At 73.1% G+C, this 21,472-nt stretch carries 26 protein-coding genes and 1 pseudogene; 21 read left to right on the forward strand and 6 right to left on the reverse strand.

Annotation, left to right across the window (positions count from 1 at the left end; genetic code table 11):
• The first annotated feature begins 89 nt into the window (after positions 1-89).
• From Q5694_RS23400 to Q5694_RS23435, 9 genes are all read left to right on the forward strand, one after another.
• Positions 90-941, forward strand: a complete 852-nt coding sequence (locus Q5694_RS23400; RefSeq protein ID WP_333935204.1) for an alpha/beta hydrolase — start codon at positions 90-92, stop codon at positions 939-941.
• Positions 942-1,019: 78 nt separating this feature from the next.
• On the forward strand, positions 1,020-1,274 hold the full coding sequence (locus Q5694_RS23405) for a MoaD/ThiS family protein (RefSeq protein WP_107456736.1): 255 nt from the start codon (positions 1,020-1,022) through the stop codon (positions 1,272-1,274).
• Positions 1,275-1,276: 2 nt separating this feature from the next.
• Positions 1,277-2,401, forward strand: coding sequence for a hypothetical protein (locus Q5694_RS23410; protein WP_333935206.1), 1,125 nt, complete (start codon positions 1,277-1,279; stop codon positions 2,399-2,401).
• Between the two features lie 225 nt (positions 2,402-2,626).
• A complete protein-coding gene (locus Q5694_RS23415; RefSeq protein WP_333935208.1) occupies positions 2,627-3,367 on the forward strand; it encodes an LmeA family phospholipid-binding protein in 741 nt (246 codons plus the stop codon).
• Positions 3,368-3,570: 203 nt separating this feature from the next.
• A complete protein-coding gene (locus tag Q5694_RS34875) occupies positions 3,571-3,651 on the forward strand; it encodes a putative leader peptide (protein WP_350310325.1) in 81 nt (26 codons plus the stop codon).
• Between the two features lie 137 nt (positions 3,652-3,788).
• Positions 3,789-4,634, forward strand: a complete 846-nt coding sequence (locus Q5694_RS23420) for a sulfurtransferase (protein WP_333935209.1) — start codon at positions 3,789-3,791, stop codon at positions 4,632-4,634.
• Positions 4,635-4,677: 43 nt separating this feature from the next.
• Positions 4,678-4,965: a DUF1416 domain-containing protein gene (locus Q5694_RS23425; protein WP_003991226.1), complete on the forward strand. Its 288-nt coding sequence runs from the start codon at positions 4,678-4,680 to the stop codon at positions 4,963-4,965.
• 86 nt (positions 4,966-5,051) lie between these two features.
• On the forward strand, positions 5,052-5,351 hold the full coding sequence (locus Q5694_RS23430) for a DUF3099 domain-containing protein (RefSeq protein ID WP_333935210.1): 300 nt from the start codon (positions 5,052-5,054) through the stop codon (positions 5,349-5,351).
• 37 nt (positions 5,352-5,388) lie between these two features.
• Positions 5,389-5,784, forward strand: a complete 396-nt coding sequence (locus tag Q5694_RS23435) for a VOC family protein (RefSeq protein ID WP_333935211.1) — start codon at positions 5,389-5,391, stop codon at positions 5,782-5,784.
• Here Q5694_RS23435 and Q5694_RS23440 read toward each other — a convergent pair.
• Positions 5,778-6,140 (reverse strand): DsrE family protein, encoded by a 363-nt coding sequence (locus tag Q5694_RS23440; protein WP_333935212.1) that lies wholly within the window; start codon positions 6,138-6,140, stop codon positions 5,778-5,780. The genes Q5694_RS23435 and Q5694_RS23440 overlap by 7 nt on opposite strands.
• A 203-nt stretch (positions 6,141-6,343) precedes the next feature.
• Between Q5694_RS23440 and Q5694_RS23445 the strand changes: the two genes are divergently transcribed.
• From Q5694_RS23445 to ygfZ, 3 genes are all read left to right on the forward strand, one after another.
• The gene (locus Q5694_RS23445; protein ID WP_333935213.1) at positions 6,344-6,919 is read left to right on the forward strand and encodes an FABP family protein; all 576 of its coding nucleotides are present in this window, start codon (positions 6,344-6,346) and stop codon (positions 6,917-6,919) included.
• 68 nt (positions 6,920-6,987) lie between these two features.
• Positions 6,988-7,425: a Fur family transcriptional regulator gene (locus Q5694_RS23450; RefSeq protein ID WP_333935214.1), complete on the forward strand. Its 438-nt coding sequence runs from the start codon at positions 6,988-6,990 to the stop codon at positions 7,423-7,425.
• 10 nt (positions 7,426-7,435) lie between these two features.
• Positions 7,436-8,401, forward strand: a complete 966-nt coding sequence (ygfZ, locus tag Q5694_RS23455) for a CAF17-like 4Fe-4S cluster assembly/insertion protein YgfZ (RefSeq protein WP_333935215.1) — start codon at positions 7,436-7,438, stop codon at positions 8,399-8,401.
• A gap of 19 nt (positions 8,402-8,420) precedes the next feature.
• Here the strand turns inward: ygfZ and dtd are convergent, their stop codons facing one another.
• Complete coding sequence (dtd, locus tag Q5694_RS23460) at positions 8,421-8,846, reverse strand: D-aminoacyl-tRNA deacylase (RefSeq protein WP_333935216.1); 426 nt, start codon at positions 8,844-8,846, stop codon at positions 8,421-8,423.
• Positions 8,847-9,057: 211 nt separating this feature from the next.
• Here dtd and Q5694_RS23465 point away from each other — a divergent pair, with 211 nt between their 5' ends.
• The 3 genes from Q5694_RS23465 (at position 9,058) to Q5694_RS23475 (ending at position 12,207) form a co-directional block, all read left to right on the forward strand.
• Positions 9,058-9,690 (forward strand): RsiG family protein, encoded by a 633-nt coding sequence (locus Q5694_RS23465; RefSeq protein WP_333935217.1) that lies wholly within the window; start codon positions 9,058-9,060, stop codon positions 9,688-9,690.
• Between the two features lie 76 nt (positions 9,691-9,766).
• Positions 9,767-11,029 (forward strand): GNAT family N-acetyltransferase, encoded by a 1,263-nt coding sequence (locus Q5694_RS23470; RefSeq protein WP_333935218.1) that lies wholly within the window; start codon positions 9,767-9,769, stop codon positions 11,027-11,029.
• Between the two features lie 275 nt (positions 11,030-11,304).
• Positions 11,305-12,207, forward strand: coding sequence for a FadR/GntR family transcriptional regulator (locus tag Q5694_RS23475; RefSeq protein WP_333935219.1), 903 nt, complete (start codon positions 11,305-11,307; stop codon positions 12,205-12,207).
• 96 nt (positions 12,208-12,303) lie between these two features.
• On the opposite strand, the gene Q5694_RS23480 is transcribed toward Q5694_RS23475, so the two are convergent.
• Positions 12,304-12,492, reverse strand: coding sequence for a hypothetical protein (locus Q5694_RS23480; protein WP_333935220.1), 189 nt, complete (start codon positions 12,490-12,492; stop codon positions 12,304-12,306).
• Between the two features lie 201 nt (positions 12,493-12,693).
• Here Q5694_RS23480 and Q5694_RS23485 point away from each other — a divergent pair, with 201 nt between their 5' ends.
• The 5 genes from Q5694_RS23485 (at position 12,694) to Q5694_RS23505 (ending at position 18,336) form a co-directional block, all read left to right on the forward strand.
• Positions 12,694-13,548 carry a winged helix-turn-helix domain-containing protein gene (locus Q5694_RS23485; protein ID WP_333935390.1) on the forward strand — a complete coding sequence of 285 codons (855 nt, stop codon included), beginning with the start codon at positions 12,694-12,696 and terminating at the stop codon, positions 13,546-13,548.
• Positions 13,549-13,577: 29 nt separating this feature from the next.
• Positions 13,578-14,291, forward strand: a complete 714-nt coding sequence (locus Q5694_RS23490) for an HAD family hydrolase (RefSeq protein ID WP_333935221.1) — start codon at positions 13,578-13,580, stop codon at positions 14,289-14,291.
• Between the two features lie 264 nt (positions 14,292-14,555).
• A complete protein-coding gene (locus Q5694_RS23495; RefSeq protein ID WP_333935222.1) occupies positions 14,556-15,620 on the forward strand; it encodes an aminoglycoside phosphotransferase family protein in 1,065 nt (354 codons plus the stop codon).
• 24 nt (positions 15,621-15,644) lie between these two features.
• On the forward strand, positions 15,645-16,280 hold the full coding sequence (locus Q5694_RS23500; RefSeq protein WP_333935223.1) for a TetR/AcrR family transcriptional regulator: 636 nt from the start codon (positions 15,645-15,647) through the stop codon (positions 16,278-16,280).
• 40 nt (positions 16,281-16,320) lie between these two features.
• Complete coding sequence (locus tag Q5694_RS23505) at positions 16,321-18,336, forward strand: HelD family protein (RefSeq protein WP_333935224.1); 2,016 nt, start codon at positions 16,321-16,323, stop codon at positions 18,334-18,336.
• Between the two features lie 17 nt (positions 18,337-18,353).
• Here Q5694_RS23505 and Q5694_RS23510 read toward each other — a convergent pair whose 3' ends face one another.
• The 3 genes from Q5694_RS23510 to Q5694_RS23520 all read right to left on the reverse strand — a co-directional run bounded on the left by Q5694_RS23510 (position 18,354) and on the right by Q5694_RS23520 (position 20,843).
• A complete protein-coding gene (locus tag Q5694_RS23510) occupies positions 18,354-19,535 on the reverse strand; it encodes a GDSL-type esterase/lipase family protein (protein ID WP_333935225.1) in 1,182 nt (393 codons plus the stop codon).
• Between the two features lie 4 nt (positions 19,536-19,539).
• Complete coding sequence (locus tag Q5694_RS23515; protein ID WP_333935226.1) at positions 19,540-20,127, reverse strand: TetR/AcrR family transcriptional regulator; 588 nt, start codon at positions 20,125-20,127, stop codon at positions 19,540-19,542.
• 80 nt (positions 20,128-20,207) lie between these two features.
• Positions 20,208-20,843: a DUF2269 family protein gene (locus tag Q5694_RS23520; protein ID WP_333935227.1), complete on the reverse strand. Its 636-nt coding sequence runs from the start codon at positions 20,841-20,843 to the stop codon at positions 20,208-20,210.
• Between the two features lie 328 nt (positions 20,844-21,171).
• Between Q5694_RS23520 and Q5694_RS23525 the strand changes: the two are divergent.
• A pseudogene (locus tag Q5694_RS23525) lies at positions 21,172-21,330 on the forward strand (class I SAM-dependent methyltransferase); the annotation flags it as partial.
• Positions 21,331-21,472 lie beyond the last annotated feature (142 nt).

A 21,472-nucleotide genomic window follows, 5' to 3' on the forward strand; every position in this document is an offset into this window, starting at 1 on the left:
GTTTCCCGCGTCGTATACAACGCTTCCGAAAGCACAAAAGGACCCGGGGGCAACGCTGCCCGAGTCCTCTGCCGAGCAGAATAGCCCACATGAGCTCTGGTCCGGCAGGTCATGTGGCGCGTTCCACCGGTCGTCCGCATCCCGGGACGGCTGCGGGAACACCCGTTCGCGAGCCGTCGCGGACGTTTCTGCGTACGTCCGACGGGGTGACGATCGACGCCCTCCACGAGCCGGGCGCCGCCGCGTCCGACGCCTGCGGGACGCCCTCCGGCCACCCCGTGTTCGTCGTGGCGCACGGCTTCACCGGGGCCGTCGACCGGCCGCACGTGCGGCGGGTGGCCCGCGCCTTCGCGCGGTACGGGGCGGTGGTCACCTTCTCCTTCCGGGGACACGGCGCCTCCGGCGGACGGTCGACGGTCGGGGACCGGGAGGTGCTGGACCTCGCGGCCGCGGTGCGCTGGGCGGAGGAGCTGGGATACCGCCGCATCGTGACGGTCGGGTTCTCCATGGGCGGCTCGGTGGTGCTGCGGCACGCGGCGCTGCACCCCGGCGAGAGCGCCGCGGTGGTGTCGGTGAGCGCCCCGGCCCGCTGGTACTACCGGGGGACCGCCCCGATGCGGCGGCTGCACTGGCTGGTGACCCGCCCCGAGGGCCGCGTGGTGAGCCGCTACGGGTTCCGCACCCGCATCCACCACCGCGACTGGGACCCCGTGCCGCTGTCGCCGGTGGAGGCGGTGCCCGAGATCGCGCCCACGCCCCTGCTGATCGTGCACGGCGACGCCGACGGCTATTTCCCCGTCGACCACCCGCGCATGCTGGCCGCCGCGGCCGGTGACCAGGGCGAACTGTGGCTGGAGCCCGGTATGGGGCACGCCGAGCACGCGGCGGGCGAGGAGCTGCTGGACCGCATCGCGACGTGGGCGGTCCGGCGGTCGGGCTAGCCTGACGGGGTTCACCGTCGGGTGGACCCGTGCGAATGTCGATGTGAGTCCGCTGCGACTGTGCGATTGAGGAAGCAGATGCCAAAGGTCACGGTGCGCTACTGGGCCGCCGCCAAGGCCGCGGCCGGGGTGGCCGAGGAGCCGTACGAGGCCGCCACGCTCGCCGAGGCGCTGGCCGGCGTGCGCGAGCGCCACCCCGGGGAGCTGGAGCGCGTCCTGCTGCGCTGCTCGTTCCTCGTGGACGGCGACCCCGTGGGCACCCGCGGGCACGAGACGGTACGGCTGGCCGACGGCGGCACGGTCGAGGTGCTCCCGCCGTTCGCAGGAGGGTGACGATGACCAACCAGCCGTACGGCGGGTACGACGGGTACGACGGGTACGACGGGTACCGCCCCTACGACTCCCACGGGCGGCAGCCGCAAGCGCACCCGCAGCAGCCACAGGCTCACCAGCCGCAGGCGTGGCCCGGGCAGGGGTACCAGGGGTACGACGACCCGCAGGCCGCGCAGCAGTACACGCAGCAGTGGCAGGGGCAGACCTGGGAGACGCAGACGCAGCAGCCGGTGACCGCGCCGGCCGCGGCGGAGACGGCGTACCTGTCGCAGCCCGCGTACCCCGCGCCCACCGACCCGGTGGACGCCGGGGCCCCCGCCGGCACCGCGGCGTCCGTCCCCGAGTACGGCCCGGCCACGGTCGGCGGCAACACCCGCCTCACCGACGCGCAGCGGGCCCGCGCGGAGGGACGCTCGCCGATCATCGAGCCGGGGGTGCAGCCCGCCGCGCTGACCGCGCTGCTGGGCCTGCTGCTGGCCGGTGCCGCGGCGGTCGGCACGTACGCGCTGCTCGTGCCGCTCGTCGTCCTGCAGGCCGTCACCGCGGCGGGCTGGTTCCGGCTCAACGGCATGTGGCCGGCGCGGCAGGGCATCGCGCTCGGGTTCGCGGGGGCGCTGGCGGCGGACGCCGCCCTGCTCGTCTCCGGCCGGTCGCCCGCGGCGATCCTCGGGACGCTCGGTGTGTGGGTGCTGCTCGCGCTGGTGCTGCAGCTGCGCTCGCACGCCGACCCCGACGAGCGGATGTACGGGCTGATGGCGACGGTCGCGGCCTCCGCGCTGGCGATCGTGGCGGGCGGCTACCTCGCCGCCGACGCGGACGCGGTGACGGTGGGAGCGGTCGCCGCGACGGTCGCCGTCCTGGTGCGGGCGCTGCCGCTGCCCACCCCGGCCTCCGTCGTGGTGGCGCTGCTCGCCGGTGCGGGCGGCGGCGCGGCGGCCGGGGCGATGACGGGCCTGGGCACGCCGGGCGCGGCCCTGGGCGCGGGGGCGGCGGTGTGCGCCCTGATCGGCCACCGCGTGGCGAGTTACGACTACCCCTCCCGCTTCGTGCACTTCACCGCGGGCGTGGCCCTGCCCCTCGCCGCGGCGGCCCCGGCGGTGTACGTCCTGGGCCGTGCGCTGGGCTAGGGCCCTGTCTGACGACTCCCACCGTCGCCCGCGAGGCAGGAGGGAATCGTCGGACAAGCCCTGGGGCCCACCGTCGGGGGCAGCCCCCGATCAGCCCGCCGGGCCTGTCACAGATGATCGACAGATCGGCGGCGGCCGTCGCCCGCGGAGTTACGCTCACGCCAGGGACGGCCGCCCGGTCGTCGAGGGACGCCGTCACAACCGCCTAGGTGGGGGAAACACCGCATGCGCGCACTGCGAATACTGCTGATCTTCGTCGTGGTCCTGGGCGGTCTGTTCGTGATCGCCGACCGCGTCGCGGTCAACTTCGCCGAGGACGAGGTCGCCGACCGTCTGAAGTCGACGGAGAACCTGTCGTCGGCCCCGGACGTCAGCATCAAGGGCTTCCCGTTCCTCACGCAGGTCGTCGGCGGCTCCCTCGACGACGTCGAGGTCGGCATCGAGGACTACCAGGCCGCCACCGGCGACGGCGGCCGCACGATCCGCATCGACGACCTCCAGGCCGACATGAAGGGCGTGGAGTTCTCCGGCGACTACAGCTCCGCCACCGCCACCACGGCCACCGGCACCGCGACCATCGCCTACGACGAGCTGCTGAAGACCGCGAAGGTGGAGCCCACGCAGATCGCCCCGGGCGTCACCGCCAACGTCGTCGGCCTCTCCGACGGCGGCAACGGCAAGATCAAGGTGGCCGTCGAGGCCACCGTCCTCGGCACCAGGCTCCCCGAGCCGGTCGCCGTGCTCAGCACGGTGACGGTGGTCGACGGCGACACCGTGCGCGTGAAGGCGGACGGCCTGCCGAAGTTCGCCGGGGTGAACCTGGCGGAGAACCGGGTCCGTACCATCACCGACTTCCAGCAGAAGATCGACGGCCTGCCCGGCGGCATCAAGCTCGACCGGGTCCAGGCCGCCCCCGACGGCGTCGAGATCTCGGTGAAGGGTTCCGACGTCCGGCTCGCCGGGTAGGGGGCCGGCACACCACTCCGACCAGCGCTGTCCGGTGGGCGAGACGGCGGTGTCCGCAGCGCAGATGCGCCGGGCGGACCGGTCGGGCGGGACCGGTGCGGCGGGGGGCCCGACGGGCTGTTGATCCCACATGGCGGATCATCCCGTCTCAGTATGCGACACGCCGGTGACATGGCAGCCCTGCCGTCCTTACGATCGAGGCCATGAAGCGACAGGCGGATCTCACGAAGCGGCGGGCAGTAGACCTGTGCCGCGTCGCCGCCATGCTCTGTCGCACCTTCTGAGCGACCGCGCCGGCCTGCTCGCCGGCGCGCGCATCCCCGCCGCCCTGCAGCAAGGGCACCCGTGCGCCGCCCCGACCGCGGGCGCGCGCCCGCAGACCTCGCACGCCCCGCCGTAACTGCCCCGGAGGAGAAAGAGCATGAGCCGCAGCGACGTCCTGGTAGACGCCGACTGGCTTCAGGAGCACCTGGACGACCCGAATCTCGCGATCGTCGAGGTCGACGAGGACACGTCCGCGTACGACAAGAACCACATCAAGAACGCGATCCGCATCGACTGGACCAAGGACCTCCAGGACCCGGTCCGCCGTGACTTCGTCGACCAGGAGGGCTTCGAGAGGCTCCTGTCGGAGAAGGGCATCGCCAACGACCACACGGTCGTCCTCTACGGCGGCAACAACAACTGGTTCGCCTCCTACGCGTACTGGTACTTCAAGCTGTACGGCCACGAGAACGTGAAGCTTCTCGACGGCGGCCGCAAGAAGTGGGAGCTGGACGCCCGCGAGCTGGTGCCCGGCGACGAGGTGCCCGAGCGTCCGAAGACGGACTACAAGGCCAAGGCCCAGGACACCTCCATCCGCGCCTTCCGCGACGACGTCGTCGCCGCGATCGGCGCGCAGAACCTGGTCGACGTGCGCTCCCCCGACGAGTTCTCCGGCAAGCTGCTCGCCCCGGCCCACCTGCCGCAGGAGCAGTCCCAGCGCCCCGGCCACGTGCCGAGCGCCCGGAACATCCCGTGGTCGAAGAACGCCAACGACGACGGCACCTTCAAGTCGGACGAGGAGCTCAAGGCCCTCTACGAGGCCGAGAGCGTCGACCTGGCCAAGGACACCATCGCCTACTGCCGCATCGGTGAGCGCTCCGCGCTGACCTGGTTCGTCCTGCACGAGCTGCTGGGCGTCCAGAACGTCAAGAACTACGACGGCTCCTGGACCGAGTACGGCTCCCTCGTGGGCGTGCCGATCGAGCTCGGCGCCGCCAAGTAAGCGAACCCGACCGACCTCTCCAGAACCCCTACAGGAGTACGACATGTGCGGTGCGAAGGCCGGCGGCCCCGACGCCTCGACGATCAAGCCCGGTGAGACCACCATCCAGGGCCAGGTGACCAAGGACGGCGAGCCCGTGGTGGGCTACGTCCGCCTGCTGGACTCGACCGGCGAGTTCACGGCCGAGGTGCCGACCTCGGCGACCGGACAGTTCCGCTTCTACGCGGCCGAGGGCACCTGGACCGTCCGTGCCCTCGTGCCCGGCGCCACCGCCGACCGCACGGTCGTCGCCCAGCAGGGCGGACTGGCCGAGGTCGCGATCGCCGTCTGACGGCGAGAGGTCCTCGAGGGGCCGCACCCACCGGGTTGGACGCCTGGGGTGCGGCCCTTCGGCCTGCCCGGACCTACGCTGGAGGCATGTACGCGCGGCGACGGCACCGGTACTTCGCCCTGATGGGCCTGTGCATCGGCCTGTTCGTCCTGGCCTGGTCCGTGGTGCGGCTGTGGTCGGTCCCCGTGGCGGTCGGGATGTGCGTCGTCGCCATGGTCATCCCGCCCGTGGCGGCCGTGGTCGCCAACCGGCGCGGGCCCGACGACCGCTGGTGGGACGATCCTCCCCCGAGCTCTCGGCTTCGCCCGAGCAGGGGGGACCCCCACGGCGATCCGCAGTCCGACGAGTGGTGGGACGAGCTGGACGGCAGGGAGCGCCCCCGGTAAGGGGAGTCCCGCCGGACGCCCGGGGTATCCCGCCTGCATGAGGCTGACGGAGACGGTGCTGGACGCACCCGACGCACGGGAACTCGCGGACTTCTACTTACGGCTGCTGCCCGGCTGGGGCGTGTGGCGCGACGAGGGCGACCCCGACTGGGTGCGCATCCGGCCGCCCGGCGGCGGTGCGGGCCTGGCCTTCCAGACCGAGACCGCCTACGTGCCGCCCGTCTGGCCGGGCCGCCCGGACCGGCAGCGGATGATGGTCCACCTGGACATCGAGGTGGACGACCTGGAGCGGGAGACCGCGCGGGCCCTGGCCGCGGGGGCACGGCTCCCGGACTTCCAGCCGCAGGAGAACGTCCGGGTGCTGCTGGACCCGGCGGGCCACCCCTTCTGCCTCTACACGGAGCAGAGCCCGCCGGCCGCGGAGTCTCAGTAGACGAGGGCCTGCGTGCCGTCCGCCATCGCCTCCTGGACGAAGACCTGCGCCCCCGCGATCCGCACGCCCTCCAGGACGTCCTTCTCCGTGATGTCGCGGCGGGCGGCGCACTGCGTGCACAGGGTGACGCGGCCGGCCGCGAGGATCGAGTCCAGCAGGTCGGGCAGGGGCGCCGCGTGCGGCAGCTCGAACTCGGCCGCCCGGCCGGGCAGGGCGAACCAGGCGGACTCGCCGGTCAGCCACAGGGAGACCTCCACGCCGCTCGCGACGGCCACCGCCGCCACCGTGAACGCCTGGGAGCACCGCTCGGGGGCGTCGGCCCCGGCCGTCACCTTGATCACCAGCTTGTTCGCCATAGCCGGAATCGTAGTGCGCAAGGGGCCCGCGTAAGCTGGGGCCGGCCCTGTGCTTACATCCGCACCCCGCTCAAGGAGCACCCCGTGGAGCTTTTCTTCGAAATCCTGTTGGTCCTGGTCGCCGTCGGCGTCCTCGCGTTCGCCGGACTGACCGTGAAGAAGCTGTACCAGGGCCAGCGCTGACCCACGTCTAGGAAGTTCTCATGATCGAGATCCCGTCCGACCTCCACAAGGACCTCGTCCCGCTCGCCTTCCTGCTCGGCAACTGGGCGGGCGCCGGCGTGCACGACTTCCCCGGCTCCGAGAAGTGCAACTTCGGTCAGGAGGTCGCCTTCACCCACGACGGCCGGGACTTCCTGGAGTACCGCTCGCACACCTGGGTGCTGGACAACGACGGCAACAAGGTCCGCCCGCTGGAGTCCGAGCACGGCTACTGGCGCGTCGACGCCGAGCGCAAGGTCGAAGTCACGATGACCCGCGACGACGGCGTCATCGAGATCTGGTACGGCGAGCTGGCCGACAAGAAGCCGCAGATCGACCTCGTGACGGACGCGGTGGCCCGCACGGCCGCGTCCCAGCCCTACACCGGCGGCAAGCGGCTGTACGGCTACGTCAAGAGCGACCTGATGTGGGTCGGCGAGAAGCAGACCCCCGAGGTCGAGCTGCGCCCCTACATGTCGGCGCACCTGAAGAAGGTCGTCACGCCGGAGGAGGTCGAGCGCTGGGCGAAGGCCCTGCCCGACGACATGCCGGACGACGGCATCGCCTTCTTCAAGTAGCCGCCCCTCCGGGAGGCCGGGGCGCCTTCCCCGCCCGGTCCGGTGCGAGTCCGCCTAGACTCTGGGGTGTGGTGAGCACCGACTGGAAGAGCGATCTGCGGCAGCGCGGCTACCGGCTGACCCCGCAGCGGCAACTCGTGCTCGAAGCCGTGGACACCCTGGAGCACGCGACCCCCGACGACATCCTCGTGGAAGTGAGGAAGACGGCGTCGGGGGTCAACATCTCGACCGTCTACCGGACGCTGGAGCTCCTGGAGGAGCTCGGCCTGGTCAGCCACGCCCACCTGGGCCACGGGGCGCCGACGTACCACCTGGCGGACCGGCACCACCATCTGCACCTGGTCTGCCGGGACTGCCAGAACGTGATCGAGGCGGACGTCTCCGTCGCGGCGGAGTTCACGGCCCGGCTGCGGCAGACCTTCGGCTTCGACACCGACCTGAAGCACTTCGCGATCTTCGGCCGCTGCGAGGACTGCACCCTCAAGGCTTCAACTACCGAGTCGTAGGCTTACGGACATGAAGAGCCCCCTGCTGACCCTGCCCGGCGCCGTTCCCGCCGAGGGCGTGGACGAAGGCGTCGCCGCCCACTACGGCGACCTGTTCCGCGAGCAGCGCGCCCTCGCCGACGGCACCGGCTTCGTCGACCTCTCGCACCGCGGGGTCGTCACCGTCACCGGCGACGACCGGCTGGCGTGGCTGCACCTGCTGCTCACCCAGCACGTCAGCGACCTCCCCGCGGGCCGGGCGACCGAGGCGCTGATCCTCTCGGCGAACGGACACATCGAGCACGCCCTGTACCTCGTCGACGACGGCGCCACGGTCTGGGCCCACGTGGAGCCGGGCACCCAGGAGGCGCTGATCGCGTACCTGGAGTCGATGAAGTTCTTCTACCGCGTCGAGGTCGCCGACCGCACCGGTGACATCGCGGTCGTGCACCTCCCGGCCGGCTCCATCGCCGAGGTGCCCGAGGGCGCGGTGGTCCGGGAGACCCCCTACGGCCGGGACCTGTTCCTGCCGCGCGCCGACCTGGAGGCGTACGCCGAGCAGGCCGGGCCGCCCGCCGGGATCCTGGCCCACGAGGCGCTGCGTGTGGAGCAGCACAGGCCCCGGCTCGGCTTCGAGACCGACCACCGCACGATCCCCCACGAGCTGGGCTGGATCGGCTCGGCGGTGCACCTGCAGAAGGGCTGCTACCGGGGCCAGGAGACGGTCGCCCGGGTGCAGAACCTGGGCAGGCCGCCGCGCCGCCTGGTCTTCCTGCACCTGGACGGCAGCGAGGTCCACCTGCCGGTGGCCGGCACCGAGCTGCGGCTCGCCGAGGACGGCCCCGACGGACGGAGGATCGGCTTCATCACGACCTCCGCACGCCACCACGAGCTGGGCCCGGTTGCCCTCGCCCTGGTGAAGCGCAACGTGCCCGTGGACGCCCCGCTGGTCGCCGGGGACACGGCCGCGGCCCAGGAAGTCGTCGTCGAGCCGTAGGACTTGTAGACCTTTCGGGTCAGATTTCGATCAGCACGGTGAACGGGCCGTCGTTGGTCAGTGATACACGCATCGCCGCCCCGAACCGGCCCGTCGCCACCGTCGCCCCGAGGGAGCGCAGCTGCGCCACGACCTCGTCGACGAGGGGCTCGGCGACGTCGCCCGGGGCGGCCGCGTTCCAGGTGGGGCGGCGGCCCTTGCGGGCGTCCCCGTAGAGGGTGAACTGGCTGATCACCAGGAGCGGGGCGCCCTTGTCGCTGCAGGATTTCTCGTCGTGCAGCATGCGGAGCGACCACAGTTTGCGGGCCAGCTGGGCGGCCTTCTCCTTGGTGTCCTCGTGCGTGACGCCGACCAGGACGCACAGTCCCTCGCCCTCGATCGCGCCCACGGTCTCGCCGTCCACGACGACGCTCGCGCCGTCCACCCTCTGCACCACTGCTCGCATGCGTCCATCATGCAGGGCGGTGACTTTCCCGCCTCACGCGGTTGGCGCATGGCTCGAAAGAGTGGTTTGCGCGGGCGCCAACAGGCAGCGCACGGACGTATTTTGCTGCTTAACCGCCCATCTGGGGTCTATCGGGGGCACTCGTTCCCATAGCGGCCACTTGGGGTGGCACGATGCTTTCACACACCGGTCGAGGGGACGGTCGAGGCACATGAGCACATCGAGCACCGGGCAGTACCCGGGCGCTGCCTGGTCGACGTACACGGGGGCCGGGGCGCCGGAGTACCACCGGCCGCCCATCCAGCGCACGGACAGCCCACGGCTGCCCTCGGGCACCCCCGCGCGCGAGCTGACCGCGCTGAGCCTGGCCGAGCTGCGCACGCTGCGCCGCGAAGCCCAGCGAGACGAGGCCGACCTCAGCTACGTGCGGCGGCTGCTGCAGGGGCGGATCGACATCCTGCGCGCGGAGCTGGCCCGGCGTGCGCCGGAGGGCGCGGGCCGCGTCGCCGCGCCCCCGGAGATGTCCGTCGTCGAGCGGCTCGGGGAGATCCTGCGCGACGCCCCGGCCTCCAGCCGTTCCTCCGCCCGGCACGTGACGATGGGCGCCCCGCAGGGCGAGGAGTACCGGCGGCTCGCCGCGGAGATGCTGGGCGAGGTCGAGCTGTCCGACCTGGGCGCACGCACGGACCTGGAGCTGACCACGGGCATCGGCCGCCTGGAGCGCCACGAGCAGCAGGTCTCGCGCCGCCGCCGGCGGCTGCAGCGCACGGCCGACGAGTGCAGCACGGAGATCGCCCGCCGGTACCGCGAGGGGGAGGCACAGGTCGACGACCTGCTGGCGTGAGCCCTCGCGGGGGCGGCCGGGAGGGCCGGTCGGATATTCGCACGACACCGGCCGGCCCGCCGCCTAGCGTGATTGCATGACCTCCCTCCCCCACGCCGACGACATCGACGTACGCCCCATCACGGAGACCGAGTTCACCGCCTGGCAGCGGGCCGTGGGCACCGGGTTCCTGCGGGCGCAGGCCCTGTCGGAGGAGGAGGTGGAGGCGCGGCGCCGGGTGTTCGTCCCCGGGCGGTACCTGGGTGCCTTCGACGGCGACCGGTGCGTGGCGACCTTCCGGTCCTTCGACCAGCGGCTCACGGTCGTCGGCGGGGCGAGCGTCCCGGCCGACGCCGTCTCCGGCGTCACCGTGACGGCGACCCACCGGCGGCGCGGCCTGCTCTCCCGGATGATGGCGCACGACCTGGCGGCCGCGAAGGAGCGGGGGGACGTCGTCGCGACGCTGATCGCCGCCGAGTACCCGATCTACGGCCGGTTCGGCTTCGGCCCGGCGACCTGGATGTCCGAGTGGACGGTCGACGTGCCGCGGGCCGGCCTGGACGCCCGCTGGGCGGGCCCGGCGGACGGCGGCCGGATCGACCTGGTGGACGGTGAGGACGTCCGCAAGCTCGGACCCGAACTCCACGAGCGGCTGTGCCGCACCCGGCCCGGCGTCATCGACCGCGACGAGCACTGGTGGAAGGTGAACACGGGCGCCCTGCGCGCCGACCCGTCGTGGCAGACGCCCTTCTACGCCGTGTACCGCTCGGCGTCCGGCGAGGTCGAGGGCATGACCGCCTACCGCGTGGACGACAGGTGGGGCGAGGCCAAGCAGCCGCTGAACACGGCGAGCGTGGACTGGCTGACCGGCGTGACCCCGCGGGCGGAGCGGGCCCTGTGGCACTACCTGTGCTCCATCGACTGGGTCGTCTCGGTCAAGAGCGGCCGGCGCGCCCCGGACGACCTGCTGCCGCTGCTGCTGCCCAACCCGCGGGCGGCCGCGATCACCACCCAGTCCGACTGGCTGTGGGTGCGCATCCTCGACGTCGAACGGGCCCTGCGGGCGCGGACGTACCAGGGCGAGGGGGCGCTGGTGCTGGAGGTCGCCGGGGTGGACGGGCTGACCGGCGGGCGCTACCGGCTGGAGGCCGGCACCGACGGGGCGTCCTGTGCACCCACCACCGAGAGTGCCGATCTGGCGCTGGGACCGGGCGACTTGGCGGCCCTGTGGCTCGGTGACGAGTCGGCGGTGCGGCTGGCGGCCCTGGGGCGGATCGGGGAGGAACGAGCGGGCGCCGCCCGGAAGGCCGACGCCCTGCTGCGTACGTCCAGGCGGCCGTGGTGCCCGGACCTGTTCTGAAGCCGCTCCCTTCTGCCGGTGGACGGGGACCCGCATCCGTAGCGAGCTGTTCGGTTGTGGTGGTCGTGCCGTGTTTCTCTCCGGCTGTCCGGGACTCCCGGCTCCCCTCCGGAGGGGAGCCCCGCGGCGAGGTCGCGCCGGCCAACCGGTTCACGGTCCGACCAGGTCGCGGAAGTTGGCGGCCAACTTCACTGTTCTTATCTCCGCCTGGGACCGGCTCATAACCACCTGGCCGCGAACTGCCGCAAGATGGCGGGAAGTTGTAATGTTCAGTTGTGGACCCGGAACACGACTCCGCCACCGGGCGGAAGAGGTCGCAACGGCCACAACGGACACATCACGAGGTGGCCGACGAGCTGCGCGCCCGGATCAGGTCGGGCGCGCTGCGGCCGGGTGCGCGCATGCCCACCCAGGCCCGGCTGGCCCAGGAGTTCGGCGTCGAGCGCGGGGTGGTGCGCCGGGCGCTGCGCGTGCTGCAGTCCGAGCAACTGCTCACCGACGTCTCCAAGGGCAGCCCGGCGACGGTGGCCCCCGACCCCGCCCGTGCCCTGACCGGCCCCGAGGCCCCGCCGCTGCCCACGACGGTCGCCCTCGCGCCCCGGATCGCGCGGGCCTTCGCCGCCGAGCACGTGGAGATCGACGCCGTCTGCCTGACCTCCGTCTCGCTGACGCTCGCCATCGGCGAACCCCTGCGGGAGATCCACGCCGGGCGGCTGAAACCGGCCAGGGTCGACGTCCGGGTGCTGCTGCCGAGCCGGGACATCGACCTCGCCTTCCCGGTGCCGGTCGGGCGGCACGGCGACGACCGGGTGCACGAGCGCTGGCTGACCATGCGCAACGCCCAGGGCCAGGTCCTGCGGCACAACCTGCTGGCGCTGCGCTCCACGCACGGCGTCGACGTCCGCGTCACCTTCCGCGCCCTGCCCTTCACCCCGCCGGTGAAGCTGTACCTGCTCAACGGCACCGAGGCACTGTTCGCCCACTACACGCTGGCGCGCCGGGAGGCCGAGATCGGCCAGGAGCACCTGGAGATGTACGACACCCAGGGCACGCGGTCGCTGCTGTTCTCGTTCCGGCAGGGGGCCGGCCCGCGTGACACGACGTTCGTGGAGCAGTCGCACCTGTGGTTCGACGCGCTGTGGGAGACGATCAGTTCCGAGCTGGTGCTCACGGGCTGACGTCTCCCACAGAGGTGTCGCGGGTGGTGCGGTGGCGCGAGTGGTGCTTGTGGTGCCGTGCTGCCGGTGGTGCCGTGGTGCCGGTGGTGCGACGGCTCACAGCGCGGGTCCCGTCATCAGCAGGGCGAGCACGACGGCTCCGGCGGAGCTGACCGCCGGGCTCTTGGCCTTGATGCCGACGGTGAGCAGGAGAAGGCCGACGATGCCCGCCGGCCCGTACTTCCACTGGACGAGCTGCTCGAAGGCGACGACGAGGACCGCGGGGAGGAGGGCGAGGGCAGGCATGTTCTTTCCCCCTTCGGGCTTCCGGGGCGGGAGGGTGAGGGGCGAACTTCGGAAGCAAAACTTCCGCCAACTCATGCAAGTTGGCTACCAACTATGCTGAAGTTGTCCCCACTTGGTGAGCGGGTATAAACAACTTCCCGACAACTCCCGTCAGATGGATCAGGGTTGTAACGTTCGGTCGTGACCCAGGAGAACGTCGCAGTGAACGGCAGCGGCAGGCGTGCCTCGCCGCAGGAGATCGCCGGCATCCTGCGGGAACGCATCCGCGCCGGGGAGCTCAGGGCGGGCGACCGGCTGCCCACCCAGGCCGAACTCGCCGAGGAGTTCGGCGTGGAACGCGGGACCGTGCGCCAGGCCCTGCGGGTGCTGCAGGAGGACGGGCTGCTCACCAACGTCAGCAAGGGCAGCCCGCCCACGATCGCCGAACCTGCCCCCGCCCGGGGTGAACCCCAGCCGACCCTGGTCGGGCTGGCCCCGCGGCTGACGGAGGCGTTCTCGGCGAAGGCCGTCCGCGTCGACGTCGTGTGCCACACCGCGGAGACCTTGATGGTCGCCCTCGGGGAGCCGCTCCGGCTGATCCACGAGGGCAGGATCCGTCCCGAGTCGATCGACGTGCGCATCCTCGTCCCGTCCCGGGACATCGAACTGGCCTTCCCGGTCCCGGTCGAGTCCCACGGCGAGGACGACTCCGTCCACCAGCGCTGGCTGGCCATGCGCAACGCCCAGGGCCAGGTCCTGCGGCACAACCTGCTGGCGCTGCGCTCCACCCACGGCATGGACGTCCGGGTCCGCTTCCGGGCCCTTCCCTTCACCCCGCCGGTGAAGCTGTACCTCCTCAACGACGAGGAGGCGCTGATGGGTTACTACATGCTGACCAGGCGCGAGGAGGAGTGGGAGAGCCGGACGCTGGACATGTACGACGTCCTCGGGTCGAAGTCCCTGCTGTTCTCCTTCGCCCGGCGGGCCGGGCGGCGGGACGCGGCGTTCGTGGAGGAATCCCAGAAGTGGTTCGACGCCCTCTGGGAAACCATCACCACGGACCTGACACTCTCCTAGTGACTTCTGACACGCAGCAGACTGGTTCGGTGACGATCGAGACCGAGAATGATCCGGACGCGCTCCGCACGCTGATCGGAGGCGCCCGTGTGGTGCTGTGGGACTTCGACGGGCCCATCTGCCGCCTGTTCGCGGGGCATTCGGCGGAACACGTCGCCGGTGACCTCGTCTCCTGGCTGGAGGGCCGCGGTCTGCACGGCCTGCTCACGGACGCCGAGCGCGAGTCCCTCGACCCCCAGGTGGTCCTGCGCGCCGTGGACCGCGGGCACCCCGGCAGCGGCCTCGTCGCCGAGCTGGAGGAGCGCCTCACCCAGGAGGAGCTGCGGGCGGCGGCCTCGGCGATGCCCACCGCGTACGCGGACCCGCTGATCCGGACCTGGACGGCGGTGGGATCCCGGCTGGCGATCACCACCAACAACTCGCCCCGCGCGGCCCGCACCTACCTCGTGAGCCGCGGCCTGGTCGACTGTTTCGCCCCGCACCTGTACGGCCGGTCCGGGGAGCTGCGGCACCTCAAGCCGCACCCGCACCTCCTGACCAGGGCGCTGAGGGCGATGGGGGCCGCCCCCGCCGACGCCCTGATGATCGGCGACACCCCCTCCGACCACCGGGCGGCGGAACGGGCGGGCGTGCCGTTCCTCGGCTACGCCCGTACCGAGGACAAGGCCGAGGGACTGAGGGCGGCCGGTGCCCGGACGGTCGTGGGGTCCCTGGAGCCGCTGCTGCGCCTGCTGCGCGGCTGAAGCCGGGCGGGGCCCGCACGGCACCCCCGGGCGGCCTGCCGCGGGCACACCCGGCTGCCTCGAAGGCGGCCCTCCACCGCCGTTCAGGTGTGCGCCGATTCGCTCGGGCAGGGTGATCCCCTGCCCGCCCGCCCTGTGTCGTTCCGCGGCCGCGGCCGCGGGGGTAGATTGCGTCCCCTCCCACACCATCGGTACCACCGGAACAGGCTGAACCAGCACATGACATCCCCGTCGGTCACCGGTGCTCGAGGGCGAGCAGAGGAGATGAGCGGCGACCCGAGCCTGGTCAGGGGTCCGCTCGAGGGCTATCACCACGAGACCTACGTCCTCGCCCTGCCGGGCGGCACCCGCGCGGTGAAGGTCCGTGAACCGCGGGCCGAGATCCTCTGGTTCGACCGGAGGTGCTTCCGCGCGGAGGAGGAGCTGCTCACCGCGCTGCGTCCGCACATCAGCCGTGTCCCGGACGTCGTGGACGTGGGCGGCATGCCCCTGCAGACCTTCATCGAGGGGCGCACGCTCGGGGAGCTGCGCCGACCGGGACGACGCGTACCCGAGAGCGCGTGCGAGCAGATCCTTGACCTCTTCGGCGAGACGGTACGGGTCACCCCGGACATGCTCGACGCCGAGCGGCGGTGCGAGGACCGGGACCGCGCCGAGGACGGCGACAGCGACGGCTTCCTGGAGCGGCTGATCGTCTTCGTCGAGGAACAGGTCTACGCGAAGAACTCCCCGGTCTTCGCCGGCCTCTTCCACGCGCTCGGCCTCTCGGAGGAATCGTTCGGCCTGCTGAGGAAGCACGTCCTGGGCCTGCGGGGGCGGAGCTTCGGCCTGCTCCACGCCGACCTGCACCGGGAGAACCTGATCGTCGACCCGGCCGGGCGGCTGTGGGCCATCGACTGGGAGCTGGCGATGCTGGGCGACCCCCTGTACGACCTGGCCACCCACCTGTACCTGATGCGCTATCCCGCCGACCAGGAGCGCCGCGTGGCCGTCGGCTGGCGCCGGGCCGTCGAGCGGTGCGCGCCGGGCGCCGCGAACGGCTGGGAGGAGGACCTGCCGCCGCTGCTCGACTTCAAGCGGGCGCAGTCGGTGTTCACGGACGTCATCCGGGTGGCGCTCTCGCTGCGGGAGGAGGGGGGCTTCGACCGGGCGGCCCTGCCCGCGGCGGCCGGCCGGCTGCGCAGGATCCTGGCCGCCGCCGCGCGACCGCTCGGGCTGGTAGAGGTGCCGAGCCGCGCGCAGATCATGGCGGCCCTGATCCGCTGGCACGAGGAGCTGGGGTCCGCACCGGGCGAACGGTCCGTGCCGACCGCGTCGGGCGGGTACTGACGCGGAGTGCATAGGCTCCCCTCCATGAGCCAGCCCGGTCTGCGTGAGCGCAAGAAGCAGCGGATGTACCGCGTCGTGTCGGACATCGCCGTCCGGCTCTTCCTGGAGAAGGGGTTCGACGCGGTGTCCGTCGCCGAGGTGGCCGCCGCGGCGGAGATCTCCAAGCCGACGCTGTTCCGGTACTTCCCGGCCAAGGAGGATCTGGTGCTGTACCGGATCGCCGACCACGAGGGGGAGGCCGCGCGCGTGGTGGCGGCCGCGCAGGAGCCGCCCGTGGAGGCGCTGCGGCGGCACTTCAGGGCGGGGCTGGACCGGGAGGACCCGGTCACCGGCCTCAACGGCCGGCCCGAGGTGCTCGCCTTCCACGCGCTGCTCTACGGCACGCCCTCCCTGGTGGCCCGGGCCCACACGCACCAGGAGCGGTCGGAGGCCGCGCTCGCCGAGGCACTGGGCGGTGATCTGGACGCGCGGCTCGCGGCCGGGCAGATCATGGCCGTGCTGCGGGTGCTCGCGCTGGAGAACTGGCGGCGGATCGCGGCGGGCGAGTCCGTGGCGCGGGTGCGGCCGGACGCGGTGGCGGCGGCGGATCGCGCGTTCGCACGGCTGGCCGAGGCCATGCCGCCCCAGCTCAGGGAGGGTTCCCCGACCGTTTCTCGGTAATAAATTTAACTGAGTTGCGTTTTCGCGTAGGCTCGGCGGCATGACGTCGACCGAGCCCGCCCTGCAGCACGTCCTCGACCGTGAACGCGCCCACCACGAACGCTGTCGTGCCGCCCTCGCCGCCATGGTCGAGGGCGCCGGTGAGCAGGTCGTCGCCGGGGAGGACGTCTCCGCGTCCGGAGCCGACGCCGAGGTCCTCGGCCACGGGCTGCGCAGCCGCGCCAAGGCCCTGCGCGAGCTGCCCGAGGGGCCGCTGTTCTTCGGGGCGCTGCACGGCGAGGAGGGGGAGCTGCACATCGGGCGGCTGCGGATCTCCGAGCACCCGGCCGAGCCGCCCCTCGTGGTCGACTGGCGCGCCCCCGTCTCGCGCGCCTTCTACCAGGCCTCGGCCCGCGACCCCCAGGGCGTCGCCGTGCGCCGGAGGTTCGGCTGGGCGCCGGGCAGCCGGGGCGACTCCGGCGATCTGACCGGCCTGGAGGACGAGCACCTGGCACGGGGCGAGACGCGGGCCGGCGAGATCGTCGCCCGGGAGATCGAGCGGCCCCGCGTCGGGCCCATGCGCGACATCGCCGCCACCATCCAGCCGGAGCAGGACGACCTCGTCCGCGCCGACCTGGCGGTGTCGGTGTGCGTGCAGGGGGCTCCCGGCACCGGCAAGACCGCCGTCGGCCTGCACCGGGCGGCGTATCTGCTGTACACCCACCCGCAGCGCATCCGGCGCGGCGGCCTGCTGATCCTCGGGCCCAACCGCGCGTTCCTGTCGTACATCGCGGAGGTGCTGCCCGCCCTCGGCGAGGGCGGGGTGCGGCAGTCGACGCTGGCCGAGGAGATCGCGCGCTGCCCGGTGCGCGGTGCCGACGACGAGGCGGCGGCCGTGGTCAAGCACGACGCCCGCACCGCCGAGGTGCTGCGGCGGGCGCTGTACGCGCGCGTGCGTCCCGAGGGGGCCGGGCCGCTGGCCGTGCCGGACGGGTCGTACCGGTGGCGGGTGCCGGAGGCGGAGCTGGCGCGGATCGTGGCCGGGGTGCGCGAGGAGGAACCGCCCTACGAGGTGGGACGGGAACGGGTGCGGGCGAGGATCGTGCGGTCGCTGCGCGAGCAGGCCGAGCGGCGGGCCGGGCCGCCCACCACCGCCTGGGTGCGCCGCGTCGAACGGGCCCGGCCGGTGTCCGCGTACGTCGACGCCGTCTGGCCGCGGGTGCGGCCCGAGGAGGTCCTGGCCGGACTGCTCGGCGACCCGGACGCGCTGGCGGCGGCCGCCGACGGGCTGCTCGACGCCGGTGAGCAGCGGGCGCTGCTGTGGCGCAGGCGGCCCCGGTCGTGGAAGTCGGCCCGCTGGTCGGAGGCCGATCTGGTGCTGCTCGACGAGGTGGCCGGGCTGATCGGGCATCCGGAGGGTTATGGGCACGTCGTCGTGGACGAGGCGCAGGACCTGTCCCCGATGGAGTGCCGGGCCATCGCCCGCCGGGCCCGCTTCGGCTCCCTGACGGTGCTGGGCGACCTGGCGCAGGGCACGACGCCGTGGGCGGCGCGGTCCTGGCGGACGGTCCTCGCACACCTGGGGAAACCGGACGCGCCGGTGGTCGCGCTGACGACCGGGTACCGCGTGCCGAAGGCGGTCGTCGGCCTCGCCAACCGGCTGCTGGAGCGGCTGGACGTGGACGTGCCGGCGGCGCGTTCCCTGCGCGGCGACGGGGAGCTGGCGGAGCGGCGGACCACCGCGGACGGCGTGCCCGCGGCCGTCGTGGAGGCGGTGCGGGACGCGCTGGGCCGGCAGGGATCGGTCGGGATCGTCGCGGCGGACGCGGACCTGCCCCGGGTGCGGACGGCCCTGGAGGCGGCCGGCGTCGTGGCGGCGGGACCGGAGGATCTCGGCGCGCGGGTCTCCCTGGTGCCGGCGCGGCTGGTCAAGGGCCTGGAGTACGACCACGTCGTGGCCGTGGAACCGGCGGCGATCGCCGAGGCGGAGGACCGCGGCCCGCACCGGCTGTACGTGGTGCTGACCCGGGCGGTGTCCCGCCTGGAGGTGGTGCGCAGCAGGCCGCTGCCGTTCTGAGGGCGGCCGGGCCCGGCTCAGTCCTGGGGCGCGAACGGCCCCTCCGGCCCGAAGGCCGCTTCGGCGAAGCGTTCGCCGATGCGCCGGTGGGTGGCCGCGTCGGGGTGGACCCGGTCGGGCAGGGGCAGCTCGGCCGCGTCGGACCGGCCGTAGAGGGTGAGGCCGTCGAGGTAGTGCAGGTGGGGGTCCTCGGCGGCGCGCCGGGCGGCGATGCGGGACAGCTCCTCGCGGATCACCGTGAGGGTCAGCTTCCCCATGGCCGTCTCGGCCGGGTCGCCCATGGCGGCGAACACCATGCGGCCCTTGCCCATCTCGTCCCCGTCCGGGGCGGTGGGGCCCGGGGTGTCCTCGTGGATGGCGCAGTGGATGGGGGAGACCAGCAGCAGCGGGGTGTCCGGGTGGCCCTCGCGGACGGTGTCGAGGAACCCGTGCACGGCCGGGCCGAAGGCACGCCGCCGCATCACGTCGTGGTTGACGACGTTGATGCCGATCTTGATGCTGATGAGGTCGGCCGGGGTGTCCCGCATGGCGCGCGCGGTGAACGGGTCGAGCATGGCGCTGCCGCCCAGACCGAGGTTGACCAGCTCCACGCCGCCGAGGGACGCGGCGATCGCCGGCCAGATGGCCGTCGGACCGGCCGCGTCGGACCCGTGGCTGATCGAGCTGCCGTGGTGCAGCCACACCCGGCGGCCCCGGTCCGGCAGCGGCTCCACGGGCGCGTCGGTGCGCAGGGCGACGAGTTCGGTGGTCTCGTTGTGCGGCAGCCAGATCTCGACGTCCTTGTCGCCCTCGCGCAGTCCGCCGAACCGGACCGTGCCGACCGGGCCGGGCGTCACCTCGCTCTGGAAGGTCTCCAGGTCGACCAGGACGCGGTTGCCGCCGGTCCCGCAGGCCTGGCCGGCCGGGCGGCCGTCGACCAGCAGGTCGTACCGGCCGTCCGGGCGGGCGGGGAAACCGGCGTAGTCGCGCTTGGTGCGCAGCGTGTCCAGCTCCACGGCGGTCGCGGCCGTACGGAACGCCAGCCGTACGCCGGAGGGCTGCGCCTCCGCCATCGCCAGTTGCGCGTCCGTGTTCTGGGCGCGGGCCCGGGCGGGCAGCCGGTGCGGCAGCAGGCCGTGCTCGGTGCGCTCCAGGTCGAGGGCGCCGCGCACCAGGGCGGCGCTGATCGGCGTGGTGATCCAGTCCTGCTCGGTGTGCATGGGGTCAGCCTCGGGGATCCGTAGGGGGCGCGGGCCAGTTGCGCAGCAGCGTGTCGAGGGCGTCGAGGACGCGGGCCCAGGTCGCGTCGGTGTCGGGGGCGCTGTGGCTGAACCCGCCGCCCAGCTCCAGGCTCACGTAGCCGTGGAAGACGCTGCCCAGGAGCCGGACCGCGTGGGTCTGGTCCGGTTCCGTCAGGTCGTAGCCGCGCAGCAGGGCCCGCGTCATCTGGGCGTGCCGGACGCCGGCGCTCGCGGCCGCCGTCTGCGGGTCCAGCCGGAGCTGGGCCGCCGCGTAGCGGCCGGGGTGCTCCCGGGCGTAGTCGCGGTAGACGTTCGCGAGGGCGGTCAGGGCGTCCTTGCCGGCCCGTCCGGCCAGGGCCTCGGCGGCCCGGTCGGCGAGTTCGGTGAGGGCGAGCAGGGCGATCCGGGTCTTGAGGTCCTGGGAGTTGCGCACGTGCGAGTACAGGCTCGCGACCCGCACGTCGAACCGCCGGGCCAGTGCCGAGACGGTGACCTGCTCGAACCCGACCTCGTCGGCCAGTTCGGCGCCCGCCTCGGTCAGCCGCTCGGGCGTCAGCCCCGCACGCACCATGAACCCTCTCCCTTCTGCCTAAAGGAATAGTGCCGCAGCCTAATACCTTTAGGCAAACCCGAGAGGATGCCTCTGCCGCCTCACCCGGATGCCGCCGCGGCCCGCAGTCGCCTTCCCCGCTTGGTCATCCCCCATGGCTTGAGGACCGAGATCACCGTCATGAAGACGTAGGCGGACAGCGACACGACCGGTCCGAACAGCACCTCTCCCGCGTCGGGCAGCGCCCCGCCCGCGGCCACGGCGGCGACCGCGGCGTCCACCCCCGGCCGCAGGGCGAACACCGTGGCGGTGACGGTCGCGAGGGTCAGCCAGAACTTCACCCAGACCCACCGGTGCCGCGCCAGGCCCCACGGGGTGCCCAGCGACAGCACCAGCCCGCTGAGCAGGGTGAGGACTGCGGCGGGCAGCAGCAGCCAGTCCGCGAACAGCTTCATGGCCCGGACGGAGGCCTCCACGGTCGCGGCGGAGCCGGTGGTGGCCGCGGTGGCCCCGAGCGCGAGCAGCCCGAGCGTGAGCCCGAGCCAGCCGGCGGAGGCGACGACGTGGACGCAGACCAGGGCCCGCCGGGCGGACCGGGACAGTCTCCCTGCCTGCTTGGGTGCCTGCTTGGGCGCCTGCTTGGGCTCCGCGTCCGGCTTCCGGGCCGGTTCCGGCGGCGCCGGCCGCGGCGCAGGCTCGGGGGCGGGCTTCGATGCGTGCTTCGGGGCGGTGTCCATACGGGCCACGCTGCCGCGCGGCGCCGCCGCGGGCGTCCGACGGCGGGAGTAACCCGGCGTACCCGGATCGGCGTACGCGCGGCGATGCCCGGGGGTGCGGCCGATGCTCCGCGCCTTCAGCCGGCCGGTCCGGAGCGTCCTGGAACCGGGGCCCTAGCCCGGCCGGGTCGCCGGTGACGTCGCCTACCGTCGGGGCATGGCCGAGCCTCCCTACCTCGCCGCCGTCCGGCAGTCCTACGACACCGTCGCCACGGCCTACGCCGAGCGGGTGCCGGAACCGGCGGAACTGGACGCGGTGTCACGCGCGATGCTGGCCGCGTTCGCCGAGATGGTCAGGGCCGGGGGGCCGGTCGCCGACCTGGGCTGCGGCCCGGGCAAGGTGACGGCGCATCTGGCCGCCCTCGGTGTGCCGGTGTTCGGCGTGGACGTGTCGCCGAGGATGGTCGACCTGGCGCGGGCGGCCCATCCGGGCCTCCGTTTCGACGTCGGCTCGATGACGGCCGCCGGTCACTGCACCGAGGGCATCTCCACCTGGTCGGACTCCAGCGGCACACGGCGTTCCGGCCCCCGCACGCATCGCGTGCGGGGGCTTTCCCCTGCCGTGCGGTGCCGTGTTCGGTGGGGGTTGT

Origin of the sequence: Streptomyces sp. AHA2 (assembly GCF_036857595.1) — a bacterium.
GTDB lineage: Bacteria > Actinomycetota > Actinomycetes > Streptomycetales > Streptomycetaceae > Streptomyces.